The organism is Xanthomonas sp. WHRI 1810A, assembly GCF_040202885.1.
Classification (GTDB): domain Bacteria; phylum Pseudomonadota; class Gammaproteobacteria; order Pseudomonadales; family Pseudomonadaceae; genus Aquipseudomonas.
The window spans coordinates 222,427-233,117 of sequence record NZ_JBEGED010000009.1 but is presented as its reverse complement, the minus strand read 5'-3'; the positions used below and the strand labels follow the sequence as shown (position 1 = coordinate 233,117).

Annotated in this window: 13 protein-coding genes; 6 read left to right on the top strand and 7 right to left on the bottom strand. The window is 62.6% G+C overall.

Features of this window, described 5'->3' with window-relative positions; all coding sequences use genetic code 11:
- Positions 1 to 83 precede the first annotated feature (83 nt).
- Positions 84 to 962: a sugar nucleotide-binding protein gene (locus ABQX22_RS15650; protein WP_349800757.1), complete on the top strand. Its 879-nt coding sequence runs from the start codon at positions 84 to 86 to the stop codon at positions 960 to 962.
- Positions 955 to 1,884, top strand: a complete 930-nt coding sequence (locus ABQX22_RS15645; RefSeq protein WP_349800756.1) for an NAD-dependent epimerase/dehydratase family protein — start codon at positions 955 to 957, stop codon at positions 1,882 to 1,884. The genes ABQX22_RS15650 and ABQX22_RS15645 overlap by 8 nt, the downstream gene beginning before the upstream one ends.
- A 116-nt stretch (positions 1,885 to 2,000) precedes the next feature.
- Here the strand turns inward: ABQX22_RS15645 and ABQX22_RS15640 are convergent, their stop codons facing one another.
- From ABQX22_RS15640 to ABQX22_RS15620, 5 genes are all read right to left on the bottom strand, one after another.
- The gene (locus ABQX22_RS15640; protein ID WP_349800755.1) at positions 2,001 to 2,684 is read right to left on the bottom strand and encodes an OmpW/AlkL family protein; all 684 of its coding nucleotides are present in this window, start codon (positions 2,682 to 2,684) and stop codon (positions 2,001 to 2,003) included.
- A 199-nt stretch (positions 2,685 to 2,883) separates the two neighbouring features.
- Positions 2,884 to 3,405, bottom strand: coding sequence for a DUF3299 domain-containing protein (locus ABQX22_RS15635; RefSeq protein ID WP_349800754.1), 522 nt, complete (start codon positions 3,403 to 3,405; stop codon positions 2,884 to 2,886).
- An 11-nt stretch (positions 3,406 to 3,416) separates the two neighbouring features.
- A complete protein-coding gene (locus ABQX22_RS15630; protein WP_349800753.1) occupies positions 3,417 to 4,682 on the bottom strand; it encodes an ABC transporter permease in 1,266 nt (421 codons plus the stop codon).
- Position 4,683: 1 nt separating this feature from the next.
- Positions 4,684 to 5,394 carry an ABC transporter ATP-binding protein gene (locus ABQX22_RS15625; protein ID WP_349800752.1) on the bottom strand — a complete coding sequence of 237 codons (711 nt, stop codon included), beginning with the start codon at positions 5,392 to 5,394 and terminating at the stop codon, positions 4,684 to 4,686.
- 6 nt (positions 5,395 to 5,400) lie between these two features.
- A complete protein-coding gene (locus ABQX22_RS15620) occupies positions 5,401 to 5,979 on the bottom strand; it encodes a DUF2796 domain-containing protein (RefSeq protein ID WP_349800751.1) in 579 nt (192 codons plus the stop codon).
- A gap of 228 nt (positions 5,980 to 6,207) precedes the next feature.
- On the opposite strand from ABQX22_RS15620, the gene ABQX22_RS15615 reads away from it, so the two are divergent.
- Positions 6,208 to 6,549, top strand: a complete 342-nt coding sequence (locus tag ABQX22_RS15615) for a hypothetical protein (protein ID WP_349800750.1) — start codon at positions 6,208 to 6,210, stop codon at positions 6,547 to 6,549.
- Between the two features lie 124 nt (positions 6,550 to 6,673).
- On the opposite strand, the gene trxA is transcribed toward ABQX22_RS15615, so the two are convergent.
- Both trxA and ABQX22_RS15605 read right to left on the bottom strand, forming a co-directional pair.
- Complete coding sequence (trxA, locus tag ABQX22_RS15610; RefSeq protein WP_349800749.1) at positions 6,674 to 7,552, bottom strand: thioredoxin; 879 nt, start codon at positions 7,550 to 7,552, stop codon at positions 6,674 to 6,676.
- Between the two features lie 183 nt (positions 7,553 to 7,735).
- The gene (locus tag ABQX22_RS15605; RefSeq protein WP_349800748.1) at positions 7,736 to 8,191 is read right to left on the bottom strand and encodes a YbaY family lipoprotein; all 456 of its coding nucleotides are present in this window, start codon (positions 8,189 to 8,191) and stop codon (positions 7,736 to 7,738) included.
- 172 nt (positions 8,192 to 8,363) lie between these two features.
- On the opposite strand from ABQX22_RS15605, the gene nrdR reads away from it, so the two are divergent.
- Genes nrdR through ABQX22_RS15590 form a run of 3 tightly spaced genes read left to right on the top strand, consistent with a single transcriptional unit; the run spans position 8,364 to position 10,687 of the window.
- Positions 8,364 to 8,828: a transcriptional regulator NrdR gene (nrdR, locus tag ABQX22_RS15600; RefSeq protein WP_268798185.1), complete on the top strand. Its 465-nt coding sequence runs from the start codon at positions 8,364 to 8,366 to the stop codon at positions 8,826 to 8,828.
- 2 nt (positions 8,829 to 8,830) lie between these two features.
- Entirely contained in the window at positions 8,831 to 9,970 is a 1,140-nt protein-coding gene (gene ribD / locus ABQX22_RS15595; protein WP_349800747.1) for a bifunctional diaminohydroxyphosphoribosylaminopyrimidine deaminase/5-amino-6-(5-phosphoribosylamino)uracil reductase RibD, read from the top strand.
- A 45-nt stretch (positions 9,971 to 10,015) separates the two neighbouring features.
- A complete protein-coding gene (locus ABQX22_RS15590) occupies positions 10,016 to 10,687 on the top strand; it encodes a riboflavin synthase (protein ID WP_349800746.1) in 672 nt (223 codons plus the stop codon).
- Positions 10,688 to 10,691: the final 4 nt, after the last annotated feature.

The window sequence follows — 10,691 nt, the reverse complement described above, 5'->3', positions numbered from 1 at the left end:
ACACATGACGTGTTATGTTTGCGGGCGGTTTTCCCCTGTTTTTTCAACTGATTTCTGAGACTGAGCCAACTGACTTTATGCGAATGCGCCTTATGCTGTTGGGCGGCGGAAATGCCCTTGGGCAGGCGTTGATTCGTCTGGGTGCCGAGGAGGACATTGGCTTTCTCGCACCGCGTCCACCGCAGGACGGATGGGACGTGGCAAGCCTGACGCAACTGCTTGACGACACCCGCCCCGATGCCTTGATCAACCTGGCTTACTACTTCGACTGGTTCCAGGCACAGAGTGTGACCGCCGAGCGGCTTGCCTCCCAGGAACGCTCGGTCGAGCGCCTGGCCGAGCTGTGCCAGCACCACAACATCGTGCTCGTGCAGCCTTCCAGCTACCGCGTGTTCGATGGCTCCCGCGCCACCGCCTACAGCGAAAAAGACGAACCCGTACCGTTGGGCTCCCGAGGCCAGGCGTTGTGGCGCATCGAGCAAAGCGTACGCGCCGCCTGCCCGCAGCATGTGCTGCTGCGTTTTGGCTGGTTGCTCGATGACAGCGCCGACGGTGTGCTGGGTCGTCTGCTGACCCAGGCGCAAAGCCCGGTGGAGCTACCGATGGCCGATGATCGCCGTGGCAATCCGACACCGGTGGACGATGCGGCCCGGGTGATCATTTCGGTGCTCAAGCAGCTCGATTGCGCAGCGCCGTTGTGGGGCACCTATCACTACGCCGGACATGAGGCGACAACGCCGCTGGCGCTGGGTCAGGCGATCATCACCGAAGCCCGTCTGATGCGTCCGCTGGCCATTGAAGCGCCGACGGCCCAGGCCCATGCCGCGCGTCCCGACGCTGCCGAAGAACCGCAGAACGCGGTGCTGGCCTGCAAGAAAATCCTTCACACCTTCGGCATCAAGCCGCGCGCCTGGCGTGCCGGGCTGCCAAACCTCCTGGATCGTTATTACCGTCATGGCTGATGCACCCGTTCTGATCACCGGCGGCGCCGGTTTCATTGGTTCGCACCTGGTCGACGCGTTGCTCGCCAAGGGTTACGCGGTCCGGATTCTTGATGACCTGTCCACCGGCAAACGCAGCAACCTGCCGCTGGACAATCCCCGCGTCGAACTGATCGAGGGTGACGTCGCCGATGCTGCCAATGTTGCTCGCGCGGCCATGGGTTGCCAGGCCGTGGTGCATCTGGCGGCTGTGGCCTCGGTACAGGCCTCGGTGGATGACCCGGTCAAAACCCATCAAAGCAATTTCATCGGCACGCTGAATGTCTGTGAAGCCATGCGTCAGGCGGGCATCAAGCGCGTCATCTTCGCGTCCAGTGCGGCGGTCTACGGCAACAACGGCGAAGGGGCGTCCATCGGCGAAGACACGCCCAAAGCGCCGCTGACCCCCTACGCCTCAGACAAACTCGCCAGCGAGCACTACCTGGATTTCTACCGCCGTCAGCATGGGCTGGAGCCAGTGGTGTTCCGCTTTTTCAATATCTTCGGGCCACGGCAGGATCCGTCGTCGCCGTACTCCGGTGTAATCAGCATCTTTGCCGAACGTGCGGAGAAGGGCCTGCCGATCAGCGTGTTTGGCGATGGCGAACAGACGCGCGACTTCTTTTACGTGGCCGATCTGGCCGGGATTCTCGTGCAGGCGCTGGAGCAACCGGTGGTGCAGGAAGGCGCGGTCAACGTCGGGCTCAATGCCACGACATCGCTTAACCAGCTGTTGGCGGCGCTTTCGGACGTGCTGGGCGATTTGCCTGCGATCACGCACTTGCCAGCGCGCTCGGGTGATATTCGCCACTCGCGGGCGGATAACCGGCGGTTGGTCGAACGGTTTGGCATGCCGGTGCCGACGCCGTTGGCGACAGGATTGGCGAAATTGCTGGGGCGGTAACGCGTTGACTTTGTAGGAGCGCGCTTGCCCGCGATTGCAGTGTGCCAGTCAACACATGAGTGTCTGACACGCCGTCATCGCGGGCAAGCGCGCTCCTACAGGGGGCAATGTCGTTCTTAAAACTTGTAACCAATCCCCACCATATACACCCAAGGATCCACATCGACGCCGACCTTGGTCCGTCCAACGCTCAGCGCAGACGGGCCGTCCATGGTCGCTTCGGTGTCGATGTCCACGTACCAGACCGACGCATTGACCATCATGCGGTCAGTCAGCATGTAGTCCATCCCCACTTGCCCGGCCCAGCCCCACGAGTTCTTCAGATCCAGGTTGCTGAAGCCTTCGCCCTTGCGGGTGCTGCTCAAATCTTCGTCGTAAAACCAGGTGTAGTTCACGCCTACACCCACATACGGCTGAAACTTCGAGGAGGTCTCCATCGGGTAATACTGCAACGACAGGGTCGGCGGCAGTTGTTTGATGTCCGCCAGCTTGCCGTCCAGGCCTGCGCCCAGCCCTTTGACGGCCACGGTGTGCTGGAACGGCGTCGCTGCGAGCAGCTCCAGACCCACGTGATCGGTGAGCATGTACGCAAACGCCAGGCCCAGCTGAGTGTCGCTGTCCAGCGTCGCCTTGGTGCCCGCCACTTTCGCGCCGTCGAGCTTGACGTTGCCGCTGTCTTCGTTGGGTGCGGTGGTCGCAGCGCCAGCACGGACGATGATGTCCCCGGCCTGGTGAGCGTTGGCAACGAGGGGGCTGAGGGCCAGCGCAAGCAGCGATGCGCCAAGCAGTGACTTGTTCATGGGGGCTCCGTACGGCATCAAAAAAGATGCTTAATGGTACGAAGTGTCTAGCGCGGGGTTCTTGATCTGGAGCAAGGAAAAGCGGATTCACCCTGTAGGAGCGCGCTTGCCCGCGATGGCGGTGGATCAAATAAATCACGGGTGCCTGACACACCGCCATCGCGGGCAAGCGCGCTCCTACAAGGGATCGATGTTTGGCCTATTGGTCCTGCAATTCATAAATCAAAATCTTGTCCGCTTCCATCTGATACCCCGCGTCCGCCAAATCAGTGGTCGATGATTTGACCTGCATCGGCCCTTCGATCCAGTACGGCTGGTACAGCTCATCGACCTTCACCCCCAGCTCGCTGGTCACGTGGACGATCTGGTTGGGCGGCGGGGGCGGGACGTGGATGCAGGCGCCGAAATACGGCACCAGCAGAAAATCCGTCACGCGGCCTTCTTCGCTGACTTCAAGGGGCACGATGTAGCCCGGCAGGCGCACGGTCTGGCCGTTCAGGGATTTCACCACGGGCGCGTGGGGTGCCAATTGATGCGCGGCCGGCGCCGACTCCATGGCCAGGGTGTCGGCCATTTTCGAGAGATCATGCATGGGCGCGGTAATCAGCTTCACCGGGGGCGCGTCGGCGGGGATCATTTCCTGCCACGTCAGCACCCGAATCGGTTCTGCCGACGCGGGCAGCGTGATCAGCAAGCAGAGCATCAACCAGAGCCAGCGCATCTTCCACATCCTCACAAACGAATCGACAGGCCATCGGCCAGCGACTGCCGATACGCACGCCACGCCGGCACGATGCCCATCAGCAGGGCCGCGCCGAGAATACCCCCGAGCAGCGTCCATTCATACGCGCTGGGCAAAGACAGTGGCAGAAACAAACCGTAATTGGCCTGCACGTAGTCCTGCGCTGCGGCGATGCCGATGTACAACAGCGCCGTCCCACTGATGACCCCGGCGAGTGCCAGGGCGAAGGCTTCCAGAATCAACAGACTGGCGATGTGCCAAGGCCGTGCGCCCACCGAGCGCAGGATCGCCATTTCCCGGCGCCGCTCATTCAGGCTGGTGAGAATCGCCGTCAGCATGCCGATCAACCCGGTCAGCACCACAAACAGCGAGATCACGAACAACGCTTTTTCCGCCGTGCCCATCAGGCTCCACAACTCTTGCAGCGCAACGCCCGGAAGAATCGCGAGCATCGGCTCCCCCCGGTATTCGTTGATCTCCCGCTGCACGGCAAAGGTCGCGATCTTGCTGTTCAGGCCCAGCATGAATGCCGTAATGGCCGTGGGCGTCAGGTCCATGTTGCGCGCCTGATCGGCGGTGATGCGGCCCGCGCCCTGGCCCGGCACGCCGTTATGCCAGTCGATGTGAATCGCTTCCATGCCGCCGAGACTGATATGCAGCGTGCGGTCGACCGGCGTGCCGGTGCGCTTGAGAATGCCGACCACGGTGAACGGCTTATCGTCGTGCTTGACCAGGCTGATGGCCGCCACGCCGTGGGCCAGCACCAGCTTGTCGCCGAGTTTGTACTTCAGCGCGTCGGCCACTTCCGCGCCCAGCACCACTTCGAACGGGTCGGTGGCGAACGCTCGACCTTCGGCCAATTCCAGGTGTTGGCGCCGGCCGAACTGGTAGTGCTCAAAATAGGATTCATTGGTGCCCATCACCCGATAACCGCGATGGGAATCCCCCAGGGATATAGGGATCGCCCACTTCACCTGCTTGCTTTGGGCGAAGTGCTCGAAGCTGTCCCAGCGGATGTTGTTGGTGGCGTTGCCGATGCGGAAGACCGAATACAGCAGCAGGTTCACTGAGCCGGAACGGGCGCCGACGATCAGGTCCGTGCCGCTGATGGTGCTGGCAAAGCTGGCGCGGGCTTCAGTGCGCACCCGCTCGACGGCCAGCAACAGGCAGACCGACAGGGCAATGGCGAACGCGGTGAGGCACGCCGTAAAACGGCGGTTGGCGAGACTGGCCATGGCCAGGCGGAAAAGATACATCTCAGACCTCGGGGGCGACGGCGGCGCGATTGAGTTCGGACAGCGACAGGTTTCGGTCGAACAGCGGAGCCAGGCTCTGGTCGTGGCTGACGAACAGCAGGCTCGCCCCGGCGTCGCGGCATTCGGCGAACAGCAAGCGGATAAACGCCTCCCGCGCGTCGGCGTCCAGCGCGGAGGTCGGCTCGTCGGCAATGACCAGTTCCGGCTGACCGATCAACGCCCGGGCGGCGGCGACCCTTTGTTGCTGGCCGATGGACAATGAATCGGCGCGTCGAACCAGCATGTCCGGATCTTTCAAACCCAGATGCGCGAGCAGCGTCGTGGCGGCGTTATCGACACTGCCGTGGCGCTGCGTCGCCCGTTGCTGGCGCAGCTTTGAAAAGTGGCAGGGCAGTTCGACGTTCTCGCGCACCGACAGAAACGGCAGCAGGTTGAACTGCTGGAAGATGTAGCCGGTGTGATCGACACGGAAACGGTCGCGGGCGCTGGCGGACAGCTGCGTGAGTGCTTGCCCCAGCAAGCGGATGCTTCCGCGATTGGGCGTCTGTACACCGCCGAGCAAGCCCAGCAGCGTGGTCTTGCCGCTGCCGCTCGGGCCTTTGAGAAACAGCGTCTCACCCGGTTCAAGGCGAAACGCCGGAATGTCCAGCAGCGGCGGGTGACCGGGCCAGCTGAAGCCCAGGTCAGACAGTTCGATGAGTGGTTGAGTCATGGCGGTTCAGAACTTGACCACCGGATTGCTGGCGCGGACTTCGGCGCCCACTTGTCCTTTGGGGGTGATCAGTTGCGCCTGAATCTTCTGGGTCGCGGGGAAGGTCTTGAAGATCTGCGTCAGGTCCAGTCGGGTCAGTACGGCCGGGACGTTGCAGGTGAACTGGTAGTTGCCGTGGATTTCGCTGTGCTCGTGGTCGTGATCATCGCCGTGCTCGTCCGCATCGCCGTCTTCATCCTTGTCGCCAAACAGCGGGCTGGTGATCTTTTGCGAAGTCACGGAACACTGAGCGGCTTCGGGAATGCTGAACAGGCCGTGGGGCTTGAGCAGGGCGGCGCGGGCGTCGGCCAGTTTGGCCTTGTCGGCATCGCTGGTGGCGGCGTGCTCGAAACCGACGATGTTCATGGCCGGGCTGTTGAAGTCCAGCTCCAGCGTCGTGCCTTCCTGAGCGACGTCCAGCCGTGCAACCCCGTGTTCGTGAGCGCCGAGGCTGCCATGCTCATGATCGTGGTCATGCTCATCCGCCGCGTGGGCGATGGTGAAAGGCAGCAGCGCGAGGGGCAGGGCAAGTAGCAGACGACGCATGGGGGAGGGCTCCGGGGTGAGGGTGTTGTTATGTGATCTTATAACAATGCGTCAACGTGGTTCTTAACTTTTTATATTGTAGGAGCGCGCTTGCCCGCGATTGCGGTGGATCAAACACATCACTGGTGTCTGGCACACCGCAATCGCGGGCAAGCGCGCTCCTACAGGATCGCGTTCATCAATATTTTTGTGGGACCATCTCCTGCCGCCCATCAGAGGAAACCAATCATGCTACGCATCCGTGGAACCGTCGGTGATCTGCCGGTGGATTTGACCCTTGAACTGGACGAGGGCGACTGGGCGCACTTGAGTGCTCAGCTTCAGGCGGCGAAGCCGGCGGCTGAAGAAGTGAGCGCGACGCCAGTGCGCCAGGACGACAAGATGTGGGAGATCGCCCTGGAGCTGCTGCAAAAAGCCGGACAGGTCAGCGGACCGGATCTGCTGGAGCAACTGGAAGGACTGACCGGCAGCTCGGCGGCCGGCAAACGCCTATTGGTACGGTTGCGGCATAACCCGAAGGTCAAAGTCGAGAGCGGGGCGGATACGCCGATTTATTGCTGGGTGGGGTGAGGTCGCGGGAGCGCTGATTGCTCCCATTGTAGGAGCGCGCTTGCCCGCGATTGCTATAGACGCCGTAATGGGCGACTGACAAAACGCTATCGCGGGCAAGCGCGCTCCTACAAGAGCGTGGCGATCAATACAACGCAGCAAACAACTTGCGGCGGTAGGTGGTCACCAGCGCGTGGTCGTTACCCAGCAGATCGAATACCTGCAGCAGCGTCTTGTGCGGCTGGCCTTCGTTGTAGCTGCGATTGCGAATGAACAGCTTGAGCAAACCTTCCAGCGCCGCTTCGTACTGCTGGCGCGACAACTGATGCAGCGCCAACTGATGCGCGGCTTCGTCGTCCTGCGGGTTCTGCGCCAGACGGGTCTTCAGGTCCGCGACATCCGGCAGGGCAGCGGCTTCGGCCAGAAAGGTCAACTGCGCCTTGGCGGCTGCGAGGGCGACCTTGTGATCGTCGCTCTTGACCGCATCCAGCACCGTGCCCGCTTCTACCAGTTCGCCACGCTCGGCCAGGCAGCGTGCGTACAGAATCAGCGCCGCCGCGTTGGTATTGTCTTCGGCCAGCAGGGTTTTCAAGATCGCTTCAGCGTCGGCAAAACGGCTCTCAGCAAACAGCGACTGGGCGGTTTCCAACGGATCGGCCTCTGCGTCGATCGGCTCGGGCATTTGCACGTGCGGCTCGAGCAGCGCGCGGATCTGCGGCTCAGGCTGAGCGCCGGAGAAACCGTCCACCGGCTGGCCGTCCTTGAACAACACCACCGTCGGCAGGCTGCGAATGCCGAAGCGCGCCACGATCTCTTCGTTGGCATCGCAGTCGACCTTGGCCAGCAGCAGCTCGCCCTGATACTCCTCGGCGATCTTCTGCAGGATGGGCATCAGCACTTTGCACGGCGCGCACCACTCCGCCCAGAAATCCACCAGCACAGGCTTGTGGAACGAGTTCTCGATCACCAGCTGATCAAAGTCGGCAGTGGTTGCATCGAAGATGTAGGGGGTGTCCTGGCTCATCGCTAGTCTCGGAATTTCCTGAATGGGGCAACTATAAAGCGCTGGGGGGATTGTCGGAAGCGGGGTGTGTTGGATGTAGGACGATTACCTGTAGGCGCGCGCTTGCCCGCGATGGCGTTGTGTCAGACGCCGATGAGGCAACTGATCCAACGCCATCGCGGGCAAGCGCGCCTACATAAGCCCTCAGGGCGCAGTGACGAACTGCATCTGCCCCAGCGCCTGGGTTTCCGGCGTCTGGATCAGCACCGACGGCAAATGCAGGATCAACTGGCCGGACTGGCTGGCGCGGCCACGTAACTCGACCCGGGCGCCCACCGGAAAGGCTTCCGGGTTGAAACGCAACTGAAAGGGCAGCGACTTGCTGTTGCCGACCAGTTTGGTGCTCGCCAGCAGCTTTTGCGGACGATTACGGTCATCGATCACCAGCAGCGCCAGTTCGACTTCCGCACCGGCCGGCACGCCCAGCAACTGACCGCTCAGCTCGCGCTGGTAGGGCAGCAAGGGGCCTGGGCCTTCCGGCAATTTGAGCGGTGCGGTTTTGGTGGCGGTGGCCGCTGGCGCAGGCGTCGGCGGTTCAGTGCTGCTACAGGCGGCCAGCAGGCCGGCAAAGCTGAATACGGCGAGCAATCGTAGCGTCATGAACAACTCCGGCAGAAACAAATACGTGGGGGCGGGCGTGAGGGTACGCAGTATCGCCGACGGCGGCCGCTTTAGCAGCGCCTGATGCGCGTCTGTATACCGCAAACCCCGAGACTTGTCTTGCGGGCGGGATGCGCTACCATGGCCCTCCCTTTTATTGTTGCCTGCCACCATGCACTGTCCCTTTTGCGGTGCCAACGACACCAAAGTCATTGACTCACGCCTGGTTGCCGAGGGCGATCAAGTCCGTCGCCGCCGCGAATGCGTGGCCTGCGGCGAGCGTTTCACGACCTTCGAGACCGCTGAACTGGTCCTCCCCCGGTTGATCAAGCAAGACGGCAGCCGCCAACCGTTCGACGAAGACAAGCTGCGCGCCGGCATGCAGCGTGCGCTGGAAAAGCGCCCCGTCAGCGTTGAACGCCTTGAAGCCGCCATCGCTCATATCAAAAGCAAGCTGCGCGCCACCGGTGAACGCGAGGTCAAGTCATTGATCGTCGGCGAACTGGTGATGGGCGAGCTGCAAAAACTCGACGAAGTGGCGTACATCCGCTTTGCTTCCGTCTATCGGCGGTTCCAGGACCTCAACGAGTTCCGCGAAGAAATCGATCGACTGGCGCGCGAGCCGGTTAAAGAGTGAGCATGTCTTCGACTGAACAAGCAACGCTGGACGCTTTTTACATGGCCCGTGCGCTGGAACTGGCGCGCAAGGGCGTGTACTCGACCCACCCCAATCCTCGGGTCGGGTGCGTCATTGTGCGTGACGGCGTAGTGATCGGTGAAGGCTGGCACGTCCGCGCCGGCGAGCCCCATGCCGAAGTGCATGCCCTGCGTCATGCGGGCGAAAAAGCCCGGGGCGCCACCGCCTACGTCACCCTCGAACCGTGCAGCCATCATGGCCGGACCCCGCCCTGCGCGGACGCCTTGCTTGAAGCGGGCGTCTCGCGGGTGGTGGCCGCCATGCAGGACCCCAACCCTGACGTGGGCGGTCGCGGGCTGTTGCGGCTGATGAACGCTGGGGTCAACGTGCAGAGCGGCGTGCTGCAAAGCGAAGCGCGGGCGATCAACAAGGGCTTTCTCAAGCGCATGGAACACGGCCTTCCGTACGTGCGCGTCAAAATGGCCATGAGTCTGGATGGCCGCACGTCCATGGCCAGCGGCGAAAGCAAGTGGATCACCGGGCCTGACGCCCGTTCAGCCGTGCAGCGATTGCGCGCGCAGTCCAGTGTGGTGCTGACCGGCGCCGACACCGTGCTGTCCGATGATGCCCGCCTGACCGTGCGCCCCGACGAATTGGGCCTGAGTGCCGAACTGACCGCGCTGGCCATGACACGCCCGCCCTTGCGTGTGCTGATTGATGGCCGTTTGCGCGTCCCGCTGGATGCGCCGTTTTTCAAGGCCGGCAGCGCGCTGGTGGTGACCTGCGCCGCCGCTTCGGCCCGCGAGCGATACCACGCCGAAGGCCACGACATGCTGGCGCTGCCCAGCAGTGGCGGGCATGTTGACTTGCGCAAGCTGCTGGTCGAACTGGCGGCGCGCGGCGTCAACGACGTACTGGTCGAAGCAGGCCCGAAACTGGCGGGTGCGTTTACGCGAATGGGCCTGGTCGATGAGTTTCAGATTTTTGTCGCCGGCAAGTTCATGGGCTCAAGTGCCCGCCCGTTGCTGGATCTGCCGCTCGCGCAAATGAGCGAAGCGTTCGAATTGAAGATCGTCGAGATGCGCGCCGTCGGCAATGACTGGAGAGTCATTGCGATACCTGTGCCGCACCCCGGCGTATAATTTCCGGCCACTGCTTAACGCTGGCCCTGTTCTCCTGGAGGACCCATGTTTACCGGCATTATCGAATCCATCGGCAGCATCCGCGCCCTGACCCCTAAAGGCGGCGACGTCCGCGTTTATGTAGAGACCGGCAAACTCGACCTCAGCGACGTCAAGCTCGGCGACAGCATCGCGGTCAATGGCGTCTGCCTGACGGCAGTGGAGTTGCCCGGCGATGGTTTCTGGGCTGACGTCAGCCGCGAAACCCTGGACGTCACGGCGTTTGTCGATCTCAAGGCCGGCAGCCGGGTCAACCTGGAAAAAGCCCTGACACCCACCACTCGCCTGGGCGGTCACCTGGTCAGCGGCCACGTGGATGGCGTCGGCGAGGTCGTGTCCCGGGAAGAAAACGCCCGCGCAATCCAGTTCCGCATGCGCGCCCCGCGTGAGCTGGCCAAGTACATTTCCCACAAGGGCTCGATCACCGTCGACGGCACCAGCCTGACGGTCAACGCAGTCAACGGCGCCGAGTTCGAACTGACCATCGTCCCGCATACCCTGGCTGAAACCATCATGGGCGACTACCGCCCGGGCCGTAAGATCAACCTCGAAGTCGACTTGCTGGCGCGCTACCTCGAGCGTCTGCTGCTGGGCGACAAGGCCGCCGACCCGACGCCCGCCCAGGGCGGCACCATCACCGAAGGCTTTCTCGCCGCCAACGGCTACCTCAAATCCTGATTAA